The following is a 19,578-nucleotide window of genomic DNA, read 5'->3' as shown; positions in this document are numbered from 1 at the left end:
AAAACAGTTATTAAACATAACTTTATCATTTGGACAAGTGGCCGGGTGTCGGCCGAGCGCCAAACGCCTTGCCCTATTCGTCGGTGCTTCTCTCAAACCTTCAGACCAGAGCCTTCGCCACCTAAAGCGCGTGGCAACGGAAGAAATCGGCACAGCCCTTGCTCTAGTGCTTTCACGACGCTGCATCGTTTTCGCGAGGCTGCGTCAGGCAATTACAAACACAAGAGCCGGGAGACTGAAATGTCGGTAAGTGAACCATCTGATTTTCTGCGGGACGCACTGTGGTGCGAACGCATCTTCAATGGCGACTGGATACGCCCATTGGGCGGCGTCAACAGAGTCATCGAGCCGGCCACCGGCGAAGTACTGACCGTCACCGGTTTAGCCGATGCGGCGGACATCGCATTTGCCACCCTGACCGCCGCCCGTGTTCAACCGGCCTGGGCGGCATTGGGGCCACGGGAACGCGCAGAGATCTTTCGCAAAGCCGCAGACCTGACCCAGCAACATTTTGCCGAACTGGCGCTGTACATCGCTCGGGAAAGTGGCGGCAGCCTGTTCAAGGGTGAACATGAGGTCCGTGAGGCGATCGTCTTGCTGCATCAGGCAGCCGGTCTGCTGTCGCAACCCCATGGTGTGGTTCTCCCAAGCGAAGCGGGGCGTTTGTCCTATGCACGCCGGTTGCCCCATGGCGTGGTCGGAGTGATCTCGCCCTTCAACTTTCCCCTCGTGCTCTCCCTGCGTTCGGTGGCACCGGCGCTGGCGGCCGGTAATGCGGTGGTGCTCAAGCCCGATCCGCAAACCCCGGTCAGTGGCGGTTTCATCATTGCCCGGTTGTTCGAGGCGGCCGGTTTGCCAAAAGGGTTGCTGCAGGTTTTACCGGGCGCAGCAGTGGCCGGTGAGGCCCTGTGCCGCGATCCGCATGTTCGGATGATCGCGTTCACCGGTTCTACCGCAGCCGGGCGCAAGGTTGCGGAGGTGGCTGGGCGTCATCTGAAAAAAGTCGCTCTGGAACTGGGCGGCAAAAACTCGTTAATCGTGCTCGAAGATGCCGATCTTGAGTTGGCGGCGAGCAATGCTGCCTGGGGGGCCTGGCTGCATCAGGGGCAAATCTGTATGGCCACCGGACGCATTCTGGCCCATGAATCGATCGCTGAAGAACTGGTCCGCCGGCTGGCAGAGAAAGCCCGGGCGATCACGGTCGGCAATGCCGCTCGTGGCGAGGCGGTATTGGGGCCTTTGATCAACAAGCGACAGTTGCAACGTGTGCATGAAATCGTCACCGAGAGTGTGACGGCCGGGGCAACACTGCAAGCCGGTGGCGAGTTTGAACGGCTGTTCTACCAACCTACGGTGCTTTCCGGTGTGCGCCCGGGCATGCGCGCATTTGACGAGGAGATCTTCGGCCCGGTCGCCACGGTGGTGAGTTTTACCAGCGACGATGAGGCCATCGACCTGGCTAATCGCACCGAATATGGCTTGTCCGCAGGGATCATTTCGCCTTCGGTCGGGCACGCGATGGCGATTGGCGAGCAACTCAATTGCGGTCTGCTGCACATCAATGATCAGACGGTGGCCGACGAATGCATCAACCCGTTCGGTGGGCGCGGCAGCTCGGGCAATGGCGGCAGCGTGGGCGGCCCGGCCGACTGGGACGAATACACCCAATGGCAATGGGTGACGATCAAGGATAAGGCGCCACGCTACCCGTTCTGACGGAAGGACCAGACCGACGAGGTCGGGCGAGTACACAAAAATAATAAGAGGACTCAACATGAAACTCGACAACAAGATTGTGCTGGTGACCGGGGTCTCCTCGGGTATCGGCGCCGCTACTGCAAGCCTGTTGCGCGCCCACGGCGCCCACGTGATTGGCGTCGATCTGAAGGCCCCGCACATGACCCTGGACGGTTTTGTCCAGGGCGATCTGAGCAGTGCCGAGAACATCGACCGGCTGTTGCCGCAGTTACCGGCACGGATCGACAGCCTGTGCAATATCGCCGGGGTGCCGGGCACGGCAAACCCGCAACTGCTGGCGAAGGTTAATTACCTGGGGTTGCGTCACCTGAGCAGCGCGCTGCTGCCACGTATTAGCGCTGGCGGCAGCATCGTCAATATCGCCTCGATCCTCGGCGCCGAGTGGCCGTTACGTCTGGAACAGCACAAGGCGCTGGCACGCATCGAAGGTTTCGCCGCCGCGCAAGCCTGGCTGGCCGAGCACCCGGTACCGGACGCGACCTGCTACCAGTATTTCAAGGAAGCCTTGATCGTCTGGAATTACCTGCAGGCTCAGCCCTGGTTTCTCGAACATTCAGTGCGCATGAACAGCGTGGCGCCGGGCCCGGTCTTCACCCCCATCCTCGGCGACTTCGTGAGCATGCTCGGTGAAGCACGAACCCAGGCCGATGCCCATCGCATGAAACGCCCCGGTTATGCCGATGAGGTGGCGGCGGTGATCGCTTTCCTGTGTGCCGACGAGTCGCGCTGGATCAACGGCGTCAACCTGGCAGTCGATGGCGGATTGGCCTCCACCTACATCTGAAACGCACACCTATAGACAGCGGCGCAAGCCGCTACCTGAGCATGCTGGCTGGTGCCATGCGTGCAAAGCCATGCCAAAAATAAAAATAATGAGGAGCGTCCATGGACAACGTTAAACGTTGCTTTCGTTTCAAGCATTGCGCCCTGTTTCTGGCGTTATGCAGTGCCGGCGTGATGATCGAAAGGGCCGAGGCCATGCAAATGGACCTGGGGGATTCGGACTGGAAACTGCGTTGGGACAACACCATCAAGTACAGCCAGGCTTGGCGTCTGCAAGGTCAGGACAGCCGATTAGTCAACGCACCGACCGCCAATGGCCTGTACCCCTCGATCCAGAGTCAGGGCGATAAAAACTTCAGCCGCGGTCTGGTCTCCAACCGTCTGGATCTGTTTTCCGAAATGGACCTCAGCCGGCAAAACTATGGGCTGCGTGTGAGCGGCGCGGCCTGGTACGACGATATCTACAACCAGGACATCGACAGCCGCGAGCAACCGCATTTCCTCAGCGAAACCCGCAAGCTCCACGGTCGCGACGCTGAAATTCTCGACGCCTTCGTGTTTCTGCGCGGTGACCTGGGCGAAGACTCCCAGGGCGTGGCGCGTCTGGGCCGGCACAGCCTGATTTACGGTGAAAGTCTGTTCTACGGTGGCAACGGCATCGCCAATGCCCAGGGCCCGACCGATGTGGTCAAGTTGCTCAGCGTGCCGGGGACTCAGTTCAAGGAGATCCTGCGCCCGGTCAATCAGATCTCCGGGCAGTTGCAGATCAACCCGCAGTTGTCGGTGGGCGCTTACTACCAGTTCGAGTGGGAACGTTCCAATCTGCCAGGCGCCGGCAGCTACCTGAGTGATGTCGATGCCATCGGTTATGGCAGCGGTTCGCTGCGCGAAGTGTTTGGCAACGACACCGTGAATGGCGGCGATCTGAAACCGAGGAACTCGGGGCAGGGCGGCATGCAGATTCGCTTCAAACCGACCGGGACCGAACTGGAGCTGGGTTTCTACGCCGCGCAGTATCACGACAAAGCCCCGATCGGCCTGTACTCCTACCTCGACGGTGCAGCCGCGGCGACCACCGGGCTGCCGATCCTGAGCTCCTATCGTCAGGTCTACGCCGAAGATATCAAGACTGCCGGCGTCAGCTTCTCCACTGCCTATGGGCCGTTCAACTTTGCCGGTGAAACCTCCGTGCGCTGGAATGCGCCGCTGGTGAGCAACCTGCAAGTGGTGACCCCAGGCATGGAGGCCGATGGCGGCGATGACGCACTGTTTGCCCGGGGCAAAACCGCTCACGTCAACCTGTCGGCGATTTACCTGCTATCGCCTGGTGCTTTTTGGGATGGCGGCTCGGCACTGGCCGAACTGGCGTGGAACCGCACCCTGAGCGTCACCGAGAACGCCGCGGCCCTGGATTCCAACACCACCCGCGATGCCACTGCGTTGCGGGTGTTGGTGGAGCCTGCGTACTTCCAGATTGTCGACGGGATCGACCTGACCGTGCCGATCGGCATGGGCGTGGTGCTCGATGGGCGTTCTTCGGCCGTCAACAAATCGGGCTTCGGCAATACCCATGCCGGCGACTGGAGTGTCGGGCTCAAGGCGACCTATCTGCAGCGCTGGGATGTCGGCCTGAACTACGTGAACTTCTTCGGGGCCCCGAAAGCCGGACTGCGCGAGGACGGCAATTTCAGTTACGGGCAGTCGCTGGCCGACCGTGACTTCGTCTCGCTCTACGTGAAAACCTCATTCTAATAAGGTGGATTCGCCATGCAGAACAACGCTTTCCTGAACACTTGCGTCCTTACCCTGGCCCTGGCTGGCATCAGCCTGGCGCAGGCAGCGGTGTCGCCTGAACAGGCTGCACGTTTGAAGACCGAGCTGACGCCCCTTGGCGGCGAGCGCGCCGGCAATGCCGATGGCAGCATCCCGGCCTGGGACGGCGGTTACACCAAGGTAGCTCCCGGCTACAAACCGGGTGACAAACGTGCCGATCCATTCGCCGGTGAGAAACCGCTGTATTCGATCAAAGCCTCGAACCTGGAGCAGTACGCCGGCGTGCTGGCCGAAGGCTCCAAGGTTCTGTTGAAGAAATACCCGGACTATCGCCTGGACATATACCCGACCCATCGCTCGGCAGCGGCCCCGCAATGGGTGTATGACAACACCGGCAAGAATGCCACCCGTGCCACGCTGGATGTGGAAACCGAGAAAGTCGCCAGCGCCTATGGCGGCATCCCGTTCCCGATCCCGGACAACGGCGCGCAAGTACTGTGGAACTACCGGTTGTCCTGGCAGGGCGGCGAGACCATCAGCTCGCCGTTCGATACCTGGCTGATGACCGCCGGTGGCAAGAAGGTCCAGGCGACCCGAGCCCTGTTCAGCTATCAGTTTCCCTATTACTCCGAAAGTGGCAGCCTGGCAAATTTTGCCGGCAAGTACCAGGTTGGCAAGCTGCTGACCGAACTGCCGTCATCCAAGGCCGGCGAAGGCTTGATGACCCATTGGGACATGGACCCGGCCAACCGTGCGGCCTGGCAGTATCTGGTCGGTCAGCGCCGGGTACGCCGAGCGCCGAACATCGCCTACGACACCCCGGACTTCGTCACCTCTGGCGTCGGTCTGTTTGACGAAGCGTTCATGCTGTTCGGGCCTACCGACCGCTACGATCTCAAGCTTGCGGGCAAGAAAGAACTGATCGTCCCCTACAACAATAATCGTGCCGGCCTGGCCAAGAGCGACGACCTGGTCAAACCGAATTTTCTCAATCCTGATCTGGTGCGCTGGGAGAAGCATCGGGTCTGGGTGGTCGAGGCCACGCTCAAATCCGGCAAGCGCCATGTGGTGCCGCATCGGACCTACTACGTCGACGAGGACTCCTGGCAGATCCTGATGGTCGACGGGTATGACGCCCAGGGCAAACTGGGACGGCAGATGTATTCGCTGACGCTGCTGGCGCCAGACCTGCCGGCGCTCACTGCGCAAGTCATGTGGGGCAGTTACAACCTCGATACCGGCGCCTACTTCCTTAACTCTTCGAGCAACGATCTGGCGGTCCAGTACCAGACGATCGCAAAACCTTCAGCTTCCTATTACACACCGGATGCCATGGCCAACGAAAACATGCGTTGAACCATGGAGCGCCGTGACGAGCGAAAAGCTCGTCGCGGTCGCTGGCGATTTTCCAGGCGGGATAAAGACATGAACGTTGAAAAAATCTTTGCGAGTTTTGGTCTGCGATGGAGTGCCTGCGCGCTGGCGTTGTGTCTGTTGGCGAGCACGTCCATGGTTGCGCAGGCTGCGACGTTTGCTGTGCTGCAGCAGCCGGCACTGCCTACCGCCAAGGCCGCGCGTGCGGTATTGCTTGGGTTGGCCCGGGCTGGCGAACGCCTGGTGGCGGTCGGCGAGCGTGGCATCGTGCTGCTCTCGGATGACTCTGGAATGACCTGGCGCCAGGCCCGTGTGCCGGTCAGCGTCAGCCTGACCGCGGTGCAATTTGTCGATGCCGAGCAGGGCTGGGCGGTCGGTCATCTGGGCGTGGTGTTGCACACCGAGGACGGTGGCGAAACCTGGTACAAGCAACTCGACGGTGAGCGTGCCGCCGCGCTGGCGGTGCAGGCCTCGGAGCGCGATGCCGATCAACCGGGTGGCGCCAGCAACCTTGCGCAGGCACGGCAGATGGTGGACGACGGGCCGGATAAACCGTTTCTCGACCTGTACTTCACTGACCGCCTGCATGGCTACATCGTTGGCGCCTACAACCAGATTTATCGCACCGACGACGGCGGGCGAAGCTGGCGGCCGTGGATGCAGCATGTGGACAATCCGCAGGGCCTGAACCTGTATGGGATCCGCGCTTCGGGTAACGACCTGCTGCTGGTGGGCGAGCGCGGCTTGCTGTTGCGTTCGACCGATGCCGGGCATTCGTTCCAGCCTCTGAAATCACCTTATGAAGGCAGCTTTTTCGGTCTGCTCGGCACCCGCGGCGGAGCGTTGATTGCCTATGGATTGCGCGGCAACGCCTGGTGGTCCGAGGACCGTGGCAGCAGTTGGCGACGCCTCGACACCGGCATCGAATCAACACTGGCGACAGCCATCGAGCTGCGTGACGGCAGCCTGCTGTTGGCCAGCCAGAGCGGTGAGTTTTTGTTCAGCCATGACCAGGGTCGCAGCTTCGACAAGCGCCAGAGCCGCAGCGGCGGGACGGTCGCTGCCGTGCAACAGACAGCCGACGGGGGGCTGGCCAGCGTCGGTTTGAGTGGCGTGGCCACTGACCAGGACCCACGGGCCTCCGCCAAACCTTGAAACTTCACGGTGTAGCGCTATCGGGCCATGGCCCGTGCAACAGGAGTCAGACTTTGAAAGACGACAAAACCCAAACCGTGATCGGCCGCCTGGAAGACTTCGACCAGGCGTCGGGAAATTTCGCCGAGCGAATGATCTTCAACCATCGACCGCTGGTGATCCTGCTGTGTCTGCTGGTGACGCTGGTGCTTGGTTGGCAAGCCACGCGCATCGGTATCAATGCCAGCTATGAGAAAACCATCCCTACGGGGCACCCCTATGTCGCCAACTTCCTGGAGAACCGCAGCGAGTTGAGCGGTCTGGGCAACTCGTTGCGGATCGCCGTGGAGGTCAAACAGGGCAGCATCTTCACCAAGGATTACCTCGACACCCTGGCCAGGCTCAATGACGAGCTTTATCTGCTGCCGGGTGTCGACCGGCCTTACATGAAGTCGTTATGGACCCCGACCACGCGCTGGACCGCTGTGACCGAGGAGGGGCTCGATGGCGGTACCGTGATCCCCGATGACTACGACGGTTCGGCGGCCAGTATCGAGCAGGTGCGAACCAACGTCGCCCGCTCCGGTGAGGTCGGCCAATTGGTCGCCGGTAACTTCAAGTCCAGCGTGATCTTCGTGCCGTTGCTCGAAGTCAGTCCGCAGACCGGCAAAGCCCTGGACTACGGTGAGTTCTCCCGGCAGCTGGAGGCGCTGCGGGACAAGTACCAGACCGATGAACTGCGCATCCACATCACCGGTTTCACCAAAATCGTCGGCGATCTGATCGAGGGGCTGACCCAGGTCTTGTTGTTCTTCGTGATGGCGGTGTTGGTGACCGTGGTGGTGCTTTACGGTTACACCCGCTGCGCGCGCAGCACTCTGGTGGTGGTGACTTGTTCGTTGGTGGCGGTGCTCTGGCAGATGGGCCTGCTCGCGATACTTGGGTATGAACTGGACCCGTACTCGGCGCTGGTGCCGTTTCTGGTGTTTGCCATCGGCATGAGCCATGGCGCGCAGAAGATGAACGGCATCATGCAGGACGTCGGTCGTGGCACCCATCGGGTAGTGGCCGCGCGTTATACCTTCCGCCGACTGTTTGCCGCCGGCATGACCGCTTTGCTCTGCGATGCGGTGGGCTTCGCCGTGTTGCTGCTGATCAATATCCGGGTGATTCAGGACCTGGCGATCACCGCCAGCCTCGGCGTGGCGGTGCTGATTTTCACCAACCTGATTCTGCTGCCGATCCTGCTCAGCTATATCGGTGTCAGCCCGACAGCGGCGCAACGCAGCCTGAGTTCGGAAACCGCCGAGCTGCAAGCACAGATCAAGCATCCGTTGTGGCGTGTGCTCGATTTGTTCACCCAGCGGCGCTGGGCCATTGGCGCCATGCTGGGCGGCCTGCTGCTGGCAGCGTTCGGTTTTGCCGTGAGCCTGAACCTGAAAATCGGTGATCTCGACCCTGGCGCGCCGGAGTTGCGGGCCGACTCGCGCTACAACCGCGACGCGCTGTTCATGACCCAAAACTATGCGGCCAGTTCGGATATTTTTGTGATCATGATCAAGACGCCGGAAGATCAGTGCACGCGCTACGCCAGCCTGTCTGCGGTGGACGCGTTGGCCTGGCAACTGGAGCAATTGCCTGGTGTGGAGTCGACCACTTCAATGGCGGCGATGAGCAAGATCGCCACGGCTGGTTACAACGAAGGCAACTTCAAGTGGTATGAGCTGATCCCCAATGACGGCGCGCTGGGCGCCGTGCAGACCCGGGCTCCGCGGGAACTGTTCAATCAGGGCTGTTCGATGCTGTCGCTGTACGTTTACCTGTCCGATCACAAGGCCGATACCTTGAATCGGGTGGTGGAGGCGAGCGAGGCCTTCATCGCTGCGCATCAGGTGCCAGAGGTCAAATTCATGCTGGCCGCCGGCAGCGCCGGCATCGAAGCCGCGACCAATATCGTGGTGAAAAAATCCATGCACGAGATGCTGTTCTGGGTCTACGGCGCAGTCAGCCTGCTGTGCCTGCTGACCTTCCGTAGCTGGCGTGCAACCCTTTGCGCGATGCTGCCGCTGATGCTCACCTCGATTCTTTGCGAGGCGCTGATGGTGGGTCTGGGCATGGGCGTAAAAGTGGCGACACTACCGGTGATTGCACTCGGGGTGGGGATCGGCATCGACTATGCACTCTATGTGTTGAGCGTGATCCTGGCGCGAATGCGTGCCGGTGACACTCTGGCCCAAGCCTATTACCAGGCGCTGTTGTTCACCGGCAAAGTGGTATTGCTGACCGGCATGACACTGGCGGTCGCGGTATCGACCTGGGCCTTCTCGCCGATCAAATTCCAGGCCGACATGGGCATCCTGCTGGCCTTCATGTTCCTGGTGAACATGCTTGGCGCCTTGATCCTGCTGCCGGCTCTGGCCTGGCTGCTGCTGCCGCAGAAGGTCTTCGCAAAAAAGCCTGAGGCGAGCGTGCTTGTGCAGTGGGTCAAGGAGGGCTGAAGAGCTCGGCACGTTGGACCCTGTGGGAGCGGGCTTGCTCGCGAAGGCGGAGTGTCAGACGACATCAATGTTGCCTGTGCCGCCGCCTTCGCGAGCAAGCCCGCTCCCACAGGTCTCGCGTTAACTGACAGGCATCAGGCTTTGGCCTTTTCCATCGATACAGTCAGTGGGGCTGAACGGGCAATCACGCTGATGATGGTCAGTGCTGCAATCACCAACCCGGGGGAGGTCGCCAGCAATACCCCGGTGGTGCCGGCTCCGGCTGCCAGAATCTGCCCCGCAGCCAAGGGCCCGGCGACTGACCCCAAGCGACCGATGGCCACTGCCGCGCCGACGCCGGTGGCACGCACCGAAGTCGGGTACGACGGCGGTGCCAGCGCGTAAAGCACCAGTTGCGCAGCCATCACAAACAACCCCGCGGCAAACCCGGCGATGCCCATCGGAACAATGCCCACCGACAGGCCGACCCCGGCCAGCGCCACCAGCAACCCGGTATAGACAAACAGCACCACCTTGATGCCGTTGCAGCGATCCAGCAGCAGTCCGCCGAGCAGGGAGCCGAGGGCGCCGCCGAAATTGAACAGCATCTGCACCAGGCCTGCCTGAGGTTTGCTGAAACCCTGTTCCAGCAGCAGTGATGGCAGCCAGTTGAGCAGCATGTACATCACGGTCAAGGTGAAGAAGTAGCTCAACCACAACGCCAGGGTGACGCGAGCCCGGCCTTCGCCGAACAGTGCCTGGCCGGTTGAGGCGCGCGCCACGTTGACGGTGCCTTGTTGCTGGCGAAAGGCGCTGGACTCGGGCAGCAGCAGAACCATCAGCGGCACCACCAGCAACGGCGCGAGACCGCCGATGATGAAGGTCGCCTGCCAATGATCGGTGAACAGCATGGCGACCACCGCCGCCAGCGCTCCACCCAACGGCACGCCGGCATACATGATGCTGATGGCAGTACCTCGGCGCTGCTCACCCACGGCTTCGGCGCACAGGGCGATCAGGTTGGGCAGGGCGGCGCCCAGGCCCAGGCCGGTCATGAAGCGCGCCAGCAGCAGGCCGGAGAAAGTGCTGACATAGGCAGTGCTGAGCGAGAACACGCCGAACAGCAACACGGCGCCGATGAGGATTTTCTTGCGACCGATGCGATCGGCAATCCAGCCGCCGAAGAAGGCGCCCGGCAGCAAGCCGATGATGCCGGCACTGAACACCCAGCCCATCATTTTCGGGTCCAGGGCAAAGGTCTGGCGCAGGCCCGCGGCGGCAGTGCCGGCAGCTTGCAGGTCGAAGCCTTCAATCAGTGCAACGATAAAACACAGGGCGATGGTCAGCGTCGTACGACGTGATGGGGTGTCCATGGCGAACCTCATTATTGTTTTTGTTGGTGTGCTGACGGGGGAACGCGAGCCTGCTCGTCTCAAGCGATGACAGGCTGGAATTAAGATTAACAAAGATAACTAAAAAATGAACGACCAAGGTTGTTGGCCAAAAAATGGCATTAATCTCATTAAAATCAACGTCATGACTCATTGAGTAAGATGGATCTAAAAAATAGATAATAATATTAATGTTCGGTTATCGGTCATTGTGGATTGACGCCACCCCTCGGCTGTTTCCATTCTCTGGCCTGAGATCCTTGGAACAACCCTGGCGATCCCGTTCAAAAAACAACAACAATAAGTGGACATCGAACATGCCAAAGCTCCCTTGGAACGCCCTTGCGGCGACTTCAGCCTTACCTGTTCGCGCACCTTGCCTGGTCCTGTTGGGCTTGAGTGTGATTGCCACCCCGGCGCTGGCCGAAGGCTTCATCGACGACAGCCACGGCACCTTCACCTTGCGCAATTACTACCTGGATCGCGACTACAAGGATGACGGAGCGAAAACCGCGGCCAGGGAATGGGCTCAGGGTTTCATCATGAATGTGGAGTCGGGCTTCACCCCGGGAACTGTCGGCTTCGGCCTGGATGCCCGCGGACTGATGGGGGTGAAGCTGGACTCGTCGCCGGACCGTAGCGGCACCGAGTTGCTGCCGGTGTCCAGCAGCGACAAGCGCGCAGCGGACGAATATTCGCGCCTGGCCATGACCGCCAAGATGCGTTTTGCCCAGACCACGGTGAAGTCCGGTGATGTGTCGATCTTCCTGCCATTCGCTTTCGCCAGCCCGTCGCGGCTGTTGCCGCAGACTTTTCGCGGCACCACCCTCAGTTCCAAGGACATCGACGGGCTGACCCTCAACACCGGTTACATCGATCGCATCAACAAGCGTGATTCCACCGACTACCAGCCGATGAGCATCGCCTCGCCGAACCGGCGTTTCAATGGCGCGGCCACGTCATCGCACATGGCCTATGTTGGCGGCGATTATCAGGTGAACAAAGACCTCAGTCTGCGTGCCTATCACGCCGAAGTGGCGGACCTGTACCAGCAGAACACCCTGGCCTTGCTGCACAATCTGCAGGTGGGCGAGGGCACGCTGACCACCGATCTGCGCAGTTTTTTCAGCGACGAAGATGGCAGCGCCAAGGCCGGCAAGGTGGACAACCGCAACCTGTCGGCGCTGTTCGGCTATCGCTTTGGCGGCCATCGCCTGAGCCTGGGCTATATGCACGCCAGTGGAGATACAGCGACACCTTATGTGTCGGGTACCGAGTTGATGGGCATGAGTGAGCTGACCATGAGTTCGGACTTCCTCAATGCCAAGGAACGGACCTGGCAAGCGATGTACGACTATGACTTCACCGCCGTCGGGGTGCCTGGCCTGAAGAGCCGGCTGCGTTATGTGCGCGGTGACCATATCGAGCTGACGGCGCTGAATGCCGACGACCGCAAGGAGCGAGAATTCCAGATGGAGCTGGGGTATGTGATCCAGAGTGGCCCGCTGAAGAACGTCGGGCTGATGGCGCGCAAGTCGATCTATCGCAATGACTTCCCCGCCGGCGCGGCATTTCGCGATGAAAACCAGACCCGCTTTCTGGTGCTCTACACCGTGCCGATCTGGTAAGTCGTTTACCTGTCATGAAGCCGGCCGTTCCCCAGGAACGCGCCGGCGTTGGCGTTTCAGGCCTGATAGACCTTCTTCAGCAGCCTGAGCAGGTCTTCGCGTTCCTGGCTGTCGAGGTTGGACGTTGCATCCATGTCGCTCTCGGCAGCGATCAGTTTCAGCTCCTTGAGCAGGGCCTCGCCGGTCTTGCTGAGAAAAATCCCATAGGAGCGCTTGTCCGGTTTGCAGCGCACCCGCACCGCCAACGCCCGACTTTCCAGTTTGTTCAGCAGTGGCACCACTTGCGGTGGCTCGATGGTCAAGGCCTTGGCCAGGTCGGCCTGCATCAGCCCGGGGTTCTGATCGATGATCGCCAGCGCCGAGAACTGGGCCGGTCGCAAGTCGTGGGCCGAGAGCCGACCAATGAGATTCTGGAACAGTTTCAGCTGCGCCCGGCGCATGGCGTAACCGATCAGATCGTCCAGGGCGGAATCCAGCGGCGCCTGGGTTTCGGCGCTGTCGACAGGGGCCTCGGGGGCGGCGGCAATCTTGGAAGACTTGGCCATTACAGGGTGAATCCTCGGCTGGCGGTTAAGAAGACTATCTAGTTTGCCGAGATTGGCCGGGGATAGCCATGACCTCTTTCAGATCTCTGGGCGTTGCGCCTGTTTTCGTGACGAAAAACATTTGGTTAATTTGATTAATAGTTAATTGACATAACTAATATTCGGGTTTAGTTTTTACCCATCGTCAAGCCAAGAACAAGAGAGCAACGCCATGAGCAATTACGAAGGTCGCTGGACAACGGTCAACGTGGAAATCGAGGAAGGCATTGCCTGGGTCATCCTCAATCGCCCGGAAAAACGCAACGCCATGAGCCCGACATTGAACCGCGAGATGATCGACGTTCTGGAAACCCTGGAGCAGGATCCAGACGCCGGTGTGCTGGTGCTGACCGGTGCGGGCGACGCCTGGACCGCCGGCATGGACCTCAAGGAATACTTCCGCGAAGTAGACGCCGGCCCGGAAATCCTTCAGGAAAAAATCCGCCGCGAAGCCTCTCAATGGCAATGGAAACTGCTGCGCATGTATGCCAAGCCAACCATCGCCATGGTCAACGGTTGGTGCTTCGGTGGCGGTTTCAGCCCGCTGGTGGCCTGCGACCTGGCGATCTGCGCCGATGAAGCGACCTTCGGCCTGTCGGAAATCAACTGGGGCATTCCGCCAGGCAACCTGGTGAGCAAGGCCATGGCCGACACCGTGGGCCATCGCCAGTCGCTGTACTACATCATGACCGGCAAGACCTTTGGCGGGCAGAAAGCCGCCGAAATGGGCCTGGTCAACGAAAGCGTACCCTTGGCGCAACTGCGTGAAGTAACGATCGAACTGGCGCGTAACCTGCTGGAGAAAAACCCGGTGGTGCTGCGGGCGGCCAAGCACGGCTTCAAGCGTTGCCGCGAACTGACTTGGGAGCAGAACGAAGATTACCTCTACGCCAAGCTCGATCAGTCGCGCCTGCTGGACACCGAAGGTGGCCGCGAGCAGGGCATGAAGCAGTTCCTCGACGACAAGAGCATCAAGCCCGGTTTGCAGGCTTACAAACGCTGAACCCCGGCATTGAATCAGGGCGAGCTGGCCGGGCGATCGAGCGTCCGCCAGTTGTTCGCCCCGGCGCCCAGGCGCTACTGTGAGCCCCTCGAATGTATTCCCGATAAAGACAATAAAGAGGAATCACCATGCTGGACGTGCCCCTGCTGATCGGCGGCCAGTCGTGCCCCGCCCGAGACGGACGAACCTTCGAACGGCGTAATCCGGTGACCGGCGAAGTCGTGTCGCGGGTTGCCGCCGCCACCCTGGAAGATGCCGACGCCGCCGTGGCCGCGGCCAAAGCGGCATTCCCCGCCTGGGCGGCCTTGGCCCCCAATGAACGACGCACCCGGTTGTTGCGTGCGGCCGAGCAGTTGCAGGCCCGCAGCGCGGAATTCATCGCGGCAGCCGGCGAGACCGGCGCCATGGCCAACTGGTACGGTTTCAATGTGCATCTGGCGTCCAACATGCTGCGCGAAGCCGCGTGCATGACCACTCAGATCACTGGCGAAGTCATTCCCTCCGATGTGCCCGGCAGCTTCGCCATGGCCTTGCGTCAACCCTGCGGCGTGGTGCTGGGTATCGCGCCCTGGAACGCTCCGGTGATCCTCGCCACTCGCGCCATCGCCATGCCGTTGGCCTGCGGCAACACCGTGGTGCTCAAGGCGTCGGAACTGAGCCCGGCGGTGCACCGGCTGATCGGCCAGGTGTTGCAGGACGCAGGCCTCGGGGACGGCGTGGTCAACGTCATCAGCAATGCGCCCCAGGATGCCGCGGCGATTGTCGAGCGGCTGATCGCCAATCCGGCGGTGCGTCGGGTCAACTTCACCGGCTCGACCCATGTCGGGCGCATTGTCGGTGAATTGTCGGCACGTCATCTCAAACCGGCGTTGCTGGAACTGGGAGGCAAGGCGCCGTTCCTGGTGTTGGAGGATGCCGATCTGGATGCAGCGGTGGAGGCTGCAGCCTTCGGCGCCTTCTTTAATCAGGGGCAGATCTGCATGTCTACCGAGCGCCTGATCGTCGATGCCAAAATGGCCGATGCCTTTGTCGCCAAACTCGCGGCGAAGATCGCCACCTTGCCCGCCGGCAACCCCAACGCCGAAGGTTCGGTGCTCGGTTCACTGGTTGACAGCAGCGCCGCTGAACGCATCAAACTGTTGATCGACGATGCCCTCGACAAGGGTGCCACCCTGGTCACGGGTGGCCAGCTGGAGGGCAGCATTCTGCAGCCGACCTTGCTCGACGGCGTCACCGATGCCATGCGCCTGTACCGCGAAGAGTCCTTCGGCCCGGTGGCGGTGGTGTTGCGCGGCGAGGGCGATGAAGCACTGTTGCGCCTGGCCAACGATTCCGAGTTCGGTCTGTCGGCAGCGATTTTCAGCCGCGATACCGGGCGCGCTCTGGCCTTGGCCCAGCGAGTCGAGTCGGGCATCTGCCATATCAACGGCCCGACCGTGCACGACGAGGCGCAGATGCCCTTCGGCGGAGTCAAGTCCAGCGGCTATGGCAGTTTTGGCGGCAAGGCGTCCATCGAGCATTTCACCCAGTTACGCTGGGTGACCTTGCAGAACGGACCGCGGCACTACCCGATCTGAGTATCCGCCGCACTGTCGGGCGAGCGAACGCTTGAAAGCAATCGCTGCCCGGTGCAGGCAGACATAACAATAACAAGGCTGCAGCCACAGGCTGCCATGCCCCGGTTGAACGCATTGCTGCGAGCCGGTGGCGTGCCTTGACGGAGGACAAGCACGTGAGTTCCGAATTCAGATCGCCACCCCAGACCGAAGCCAATGCGCCGCGCTATCGCCAAGTGTCCATCGGTCATCCTGCGGTCGAGGTCAGCGAAGAGCAGGGCATCCTGCACATGCGCTCCCTGGAACCCTTGGCCAAGTTGCCTGTACGTTTGCTGGATCGCCTGGTGCATTGGGCCCATGTGCGCCCGCAGCAGACCTTTATCGCTGCTCGCCAGAACGGCGGCGACTGGCGCCGGGTGAGTTACGCCGAGATGCTGACCAGCGTCCGCGCCATTGCCCAATGCCTGCTCAGTTATGGGCTTTCGGCCGAACGACCGCTGGCGATCCTCTCGGGCAACGACATCGAGCATTTGCAAATTGCTTTGGGTGCCATGTACGCCGGCATCCCCTATAGCCCGATCTCACCGGCCTATTCGTTGTTGTCCCAGGATTTCGCCAAGCTGAAGCATGTCTGCAATCTGTTGAAGCCGGGCCTGGTGTTTGTCAGCGACGCTGCGGCCTATCAGCGGGCGATCGATGCGGTGCTGCCGGCCGAAACACCGCTGATCACCGTGCGCGGTCAAATTCCTGGCCGCCATCAGGTGAGCTTTGCCAGTCTGCTGGAACAACCCGGCGGTGCCGAGGCCGATTGCGCTTTCACGGCTACCGGGCCGGACAGCATCGCCAAGTTCCTGTTTACCTCAGGCTCCACCAAGCTGCCCAAGGCAGTGATCACCACCCAGCGCATGCTCTGCGCCAACCAGCAGATGCTGTTGCAGACCTTCCCGGTGTTCGGCGAAGAACCTCCGGTGCTGGTGGACTGGCTGCCGTGGAATCACACCTTCGGCGGCAGCCATAACGTCGGGATCGTGCTGTACAACGGCGGCACCTTTTACCTGGACGACGGCAAGCCGACCGTCCAGGGTTTTGCTGAAACACTGCGCAACCTCAAGGAAATATCGCCCACCGCGTACCTCACCGTGCCCAAGGGCTGGGAAGAACTGGTCAACGCGCTGGAGCAGGACGGCGAGTTGTGCGAACGTTTCTTCTCGCGCATGAAACTGTTCTTTTTCGCCGCCGCCGGCTTGTCCCAACGCGTTTGGGATCGCCTGGACCGGGTCGCCGAACAGCATTGTGGCGAACGCATTCGCATGATGGCCGGGCTCGGCATGACTGAGGCGGCACCGTCCTGCACGTTCACCACTGGGCCATTGTCCATGGCCGGCTACATCGGCCTGCCGGCACCCGGTTGCGAAGTGCGGCTGGTGCCGGTGGACGGCAAACTGGAGGGGCGTTTTCGCGGGCCGCACATCATGCCGGGTTACTGGCGTGCGCCACAGCAGACCGCCGAAGTGTTCGACGAGCAGGGCTTCTACTGTTCCGGCGACGCGTTGAAACTGGCCGACGCCCGCGATCCGCAACTGGGGTTGATGTTTGACGGGCGCATCGCCGAGGACTTCAAACTGAGCTCCGGTGTGTTTGTCAGCGTCGGCCCGTTGCGTAATCGCGCGGTGCTCGAGGGCTCACCCTATGTTCAGGACTTGGTGGTGGCCGCGCCGGACCGCGAGTGCCTGGGTGCGCTGGTCTTTCCCCGTCTTTACGAATGCCGACGTCTGGCCGGTTTGAGTGCGGACGCCAGCGATGCCGAAGTCCTGGCCAGCGCGCCGGTGCGTCAGTGGTTCGGAGATTGGCTGCAACGGCTCAATCGCGACGCTACTGGTAATGCCAGCCGCCTGGAATGGATCGCGCTGCTCGACGAACCCGCCTCCATCGACCGCGGTGAAATCACCGACAAGGGCTCGATCAACCAGCGCGCGGTGCTGCAGTGGCGCGCCAACAAGGTCGAGGCGCTGTATCGCGGCGAAGAACCTTCCATCTTGCGTGCCGGACCTCTGCCGTGAGCGGTGCGGGGCAGTATTCGAGCTTTGACGATGTGGCCATTTTCGAAGCACTGCGCACGCCTTGGGTCGATCTCGGCGGGGCCTTGGCCCAGGTTTCGCCGATCGACCTGGGAATCAAGGTGGGGCGCGAGGTGCTGGCCCGCGCTGCTATCGACCCATCCTCGGTCGATAGCGTGCTCGCTGGCTCCATGGCTCAAGCCAGTTTTGACGCCTACCTGCTTCCCCGACATATCGGCATTTATAGTGGCGTGCCGCAAGGGATCCCGGCACTGGGTGTGCAGCGCATCTGCGCCACCGGTTTCGAACTCTTGCGGCAGGCCGCCAGGCAGCTGGATGACGGTGTGCAGTTGGCCCTGTGCGTGGCGGCCGAATCCATGTCGCGCAACCCGATTGCCGCCTACACCCACCGAGGTGGCTTCCGGCTCGGTGCGGGCGTGGAATTCAAGGACTTTCTCTGGGAGGCCCTCTACGACCCGGCCCCGGGCGTAGACATGATCGCCACCGCCGACAACCTGGCCCGGCGGCATGGCCTGAGCCGCGAAGAGGTGGATCGCTTCGCCCTCGACAGCCATCAATTGGCGCTGCAGGCCCAAGCTGAGGGCTGGTTTGAACCGGAGCTGGTAGCGCTCGGCAATGAGCGCTTTGAACTGGCCGGCTATCAGCCACGCAGTATCCGGTTGCCACGGGGCGTAGACCGCGTGACTCGCGATAGTCATCCGCGACCCACCGATCTGGGCACCTTGGGTCGGTTGCGGGCGGTGCATGTCGGCGGTGTGCAAACGGCCGGCAACAGTTGTGCGGTGGTTGATGGCGCGGCAGCCGCGCTGGTGGGGCGAGCGTCTGCCGCCCGGCGTCCGGCGTTGGCCCATTTGCTGGCCAGTGCCGTGGTAGGCGTGGCACCGGAATTCATGGGGATAGGGCCGGCGCCAGCCATCCAGTTGCTGTTGCAACGCAGCGGGCTGGCCCTTGGTGAAATCGGCTTGCTGGAAATCAATGAGGCCCAGGCCGCTCAGGTGCTGGCTGTGGCTCAGGTGCTTGAATTGGACGGTGACCGGCTCAACCGGCGGGGCGGTTCGATTGCTTTGGGACATCCTTTGGCCGCCACGGGTTTGCGCCTGGTGCTGACCCTGGCCAGGCAATTACGTGAGGGTAATCTGCGTTATGGCATTGCGGCCGCGTGTGTCGGTGGCGGCCAGGGCATGGCTCTGCTGATCGAAAACCCGGCGTATCAAGGCTGAAGCAGAACCCCAAGGTCTTTGCTGCAGTCAGCCTAATCCTTGCGTCACTGTCTTGCGTTACTATGCAGACCCACCTTTTCTGGAAATTGCCTGGATGAGTAAGCCCGGTCAAACGGTGCTGGTCGCGTTGCGCAAGATGATCGCCTCGGGCGAGCTGGCGGCTGGCGAGCGCTTGATGGAAATTCCCACGGCGCAATTGTTCGGTGTTTCGCGAATGCCGGTGCGCATGGCGTTCCGCACACTGGAGCAGGAAGGCTTGCTGGTGCGCTTTGGCGGGCGCGGGTTTCAGGTGCGCTCGGTCAGCCCCGACGACATTGCCGGTGCGGTTGAAGTGCGGGGTGTCCTTGAAGGCCTGGCGGCGCGTCAGACCGCCGAGCGCGGGCTATCGGACGAGGCCCGCGCGACCCTTGAACAGTGCCTGATGCAGGGCGATCAGCTGTTCGACAAGGGGTTTGTGACCATCGAGGACCTGGAGGTCTATCACGATCTCAACATGCGTTTTCACGAAGTGATTGTTGAAGGCAGCCACAACCCGGCGATCGCCGATGCACTGGCGCGCAATGATCATTTACCCTTCGCTTCGGTAACAGCTCTGGCAGTGGACCGCAACGACATGGTCCGGGAATACCGACGCTTCAACTACGCCCACATGCAACACCATTCGGTGTTTGACGCCCTGGTCAACCGCCAGGGTGCGCGTGCCGAAGCGATCATGCGCGAGCACGCCAACGCCACGTTACGTTATGCCGAGATCTTCGGCTCGGCGACGGCCGAAGAGCGGATGAAGGTCATTCTCCGCTCGGAATAGGCGCGATTCTT

The 19,578-nt window shown here is 61.4% G+C and carries 14 protein-coding genes; 12 read left to right on the top strand and 2 right to left on the bottom strand.

Going from position 1 to position 19,578, the window contains the following annotated elements:
* The first annotated feature begins 240 nt into the window (after nt 1–240).
* The 6 genes from AB7M29_RS19470 to AB7M29_RS19445 all read left to right on the top strand — a co-directional run bounded on the left by AB7M29_RS19470 (nt 241) and on the right by AB7M29_RS19445 (nt 9,320).
* Nucleotides 241–1,716, top strand: a complete 1,476-nt coding sequence (locus tag AB7M29_RS19470; RefSeq protein ID WP_454247594.1) for a benzaldehyde dehydrogenase — start codon at nt 241–243, stop codon at nt 1,714–1,716.
* A 58-nt stretch (nt 1,717–1,774) separates the two neighbouring features.
* Nucleotides 1,775–2,542 carry a coniferyl-alcohol dehydrogenase gene (locus AB7M29_RS19465; protein ID WP_454247593.1) on the top strand — a complete coding sequence of 256 codons (768 nt, stop codon included), beginning with the start codon at nt 1,775–1,777 and terminating at the stop codon, nt 2,540–2,542.
* A 101-nt stretch (nt 2,543–2,643) separates the two neighbouring features.
* Nucleotides 2,644–4,293: a DUF1302 domain-containing protein gene (locus tag AB7M29_RS19460; RefSeq protein WP_454247592.1), complete on the top strand. Its 1,650-nt coding sequence runs from the start codon at nt 2,644–2,646 to the stop codon at nt 4,291–4,293.
* A gap of 15 nt (nt 4,294–4,308) precedes the next feature.
* Entirely contained in the window at nt 4,309–5,670 is a 1,362-nt protein-coding gene (locus AB7M29_RS19455) for a DUF1329 domain-containing protein (RefSeq protein ID WP_454247591.1), read from the top strand.
* A gap of 69 nt (nt 5,671–5,739) precedes the next feature.
* On the top strand, nt 5,740–6,843 hold the full coding sequence (locus AB7M29_RS19450) for a WD40/YVTN/BNR-like repeat-containing protein (protein ID WP_454247590.1): 1,104 nt from the start codon (nt 5,740–5,742) through the stop codon (nt 6,841–6,843).
* Nucleotides 6,844–6,896: 53 nt separating this feature from the next.
* Nucleotides 6,897–9,320 carry an efflux RND transporter permease subunit gene (locus AB7M29_RS19445; RefSeq protein ID WP_454247589.1) on the top strand — a complete coding sequence of 808 codons (2,424 nt, stop codon included), beginning with the start codon at nt 6,897–6,899 and terminating at the stop codon, nt 9,318–9,320.
* 134 nt (nt 9,321–9,454) lie between these two features.
* Here the strand turns inward: AB7M29_RS19445 and mhpT are convergent, their stop codons facing one another.
* On the bottom strand, nt 9,455–10,672 hold the full coding sequence (gene mhpT / locus AB7M29_RS19440) for a 3-(3-hydroxy-phenyl)propionate transporter MhpT (RefSeq protein WP_454247588.1): 1,218 nt from the start codon (nt 10,670–10,672) through the stop codon (nt 9,455–9,457).
* A 335-nt stretch (nt 10,673–11,007) separates the two neighbouring features.
* Between mhpT and AB7M29_RS19435 the strand changes: the two genes are divergently transcribed.
* On the top strand, nt 11,008–12,318 hold the full coding sequence (locus tag AB7M29_RS19435; RefSeq protein WP_454247587.1) for an OprD family porin: 1,311 nt from the start codon (nt 11,008–11,010) through the stop codon (nt 12,316–12,318).
* A 56-nt stretch (nt 12,319–12,374) separates the two neighbouring features.
* Here AB7M29_RS19435 and AB7M29_RS19430 read toward each other — a convergent pair whose 3' ends face one another.
* Complete coding sequence (locus tag AB7M29_RS19430; protein WP_217856023.1) at nt 12,375–12,863, bottom strand: MarR family winged helix-turn-helix transcriptional regulator; 489 nt, start codon at nt 12,861–12,863, stop codon at nt 12,375–12,377.
* A gap of 211 nt (nt 12,864–13,074) precedes the next feature.
* Between AB7M29_RS19430 and AB7M29_RS19425 the strand changes: the two genes are divergently transcribed.
* The 5 genes from AB7M29_RS19425 to AB7M29_RS19405 all read left to right on the top strand — a co-directional run bounded on the left by AB7M29_RS19425 (nt 13,075) and on the right by AB7M29_RS19405 (nt 19,567).
* Complete coding sequence (locus AB7M29_RS19425) at nt 13,075–13,905, top strand: p-hydroxycinnamoyl CoA hydratase/lyase (protein ID WP_217856022.1); 831 nt, start codon at nt 13,075–13,077, stop codon at nt 13,903–13,905.
* 128 nt (nt 13,906–14,033) lie between these two features.
* Complete coding sequence (locus AB7M29_RS19420) at nt 14,034–15,482, top strand: aldehyde dehydrogenase (RefSeq protein WP_454247586.1); 1,449 nt, start codon at nt 14,034–14,036, stop codon at nt 15,480–15,482.
* A gap of 155 nt (nt 15,483–15,637) precedes the next feature.
* Nucleotides 15,638–17,521, top strand: a complete 1,884-nt coding sequence (locus tag AB7M29_RS19415) for a feruloyl-CoA synthase (protein WP_454247585.1) — start codon at nt 15,638–15,640, stop codon at nt 17,519–17,521.
* Complete coding sequence (locus AB7M29_RS19410) at nt 17,518–18,759, top strand: thiolase family protein (RefSeq protein ID WP_454247584.1); 1,242 nt, start codon at nt 17,518–17,520, stop codon at nt 18,757–18,759. The genes AB7M29_RS19415 and AB7M29_RS19410 overlap by 4 nt, the downstream gene beginning before the upstream one ends.
* A 94-nt stretch (nt 18,760–18,853) precedes the next feature.
* Nucleotides 18,854–19,567, top strand: coding sequence for a GntR family transcriptional regulator (locus AB7M29_RS19405; protein WP_038983134.1), 714 nt, complete (start codon nt 18,854–18,856; stop codon nt 19,565–19,567).
* The last annotated feature ends 11 nt before the right edge of the window (nt 19,568–19,578 follow it).

The organism is Pseudomonas sp. F-14 TE3623 (assembly GCF_053629015.1).
This window is presented reverse-complemented; position numbering and strand designations above follow the sequence as displayed.

Excerpts from the sequence above, each read along its gene's own strand:
- mhpT (WP_454247588.1), bottom strand. The coding sequence starts at position 10,672 with ATGGACACCCCATCACGTCGTACGACGCTGACCATCGCCCTGTGTTTT.
- AB7M29_RS19405 (WP_038983134.1), top strand. The coding sequence starts at position 18,854 with ATGAGTAAGCCCGGTCAAACGGTGCTGGTCGCGTTGCGCAAGATGATC.
- AB7M29_RS19420 (WP_454247586.1), top strand. The coding sequence starts at position 14,034 with ATGCTGGACGTGCCCCTGCTGATCGGCGGCCAGTCGTGCCCCGCCCGA.
- AB7M29_RS19435 (WP_454247587.1), top strand. The coding sequence starts at position 11,008 with ATGCCAAAGCTCCCTTGGAACGCCCTTGCGGCGACTTCAGCCTTACCT.
- AB7M29_RS19425 (WP_217856022.1), top strand. The coding sequence starts at position 13,075 with ATGAGCAATTACGAAGGTCGCTGGACAACGGTCAACGTGGAAATCGAG.
- AB7M29_RS19430 (WP_217856023.1), bottom strand. The coding sequence starts at position 12,863 with ATGGCCAAGTCTTCCAAGATTGCCGCCGCCCCCGAGGCCCCTGTCGAC.
- AB7M29_RS19450 (WP_454247590.1), top strand. The coding sequence starts at position 5,740 with ATGAACGTTGAAAAAATCTTTGCGAGTTTTGGTCTGCGATGGAGTGCC.
- AB7M29_RS19465 (WP_454247593.1), top strand. The coding sequence starts at position 1,775 with ATGAAACTCGACAACAAGATTGTGCTGGTGACCGGGGTCTCCTCGGGT.
- AB7M29_RS19455 (WP_454247591.1), top strand. The coding sequence starts at position 4,309 with ATGCAGAACAACGCTTTCCTGAACACTTGCGTCCTTACCCTGGCCCTG.
- AB7M29_RS19470 (WP_454247594.1), top strand. The coding sequence starts at position 241 with ATGTCGGTAAGTGAACCATCTGATTTTCTGCGGGACGCACTGTGGTGC.
- AB7M29_RS19460 (WP_454247592.1), top strand. The coding sequence starts at position 2,644 with ATGGACAACGTTAAACGTTGCTTTCGTTTCAAGCATTGCGCCCTGTTT.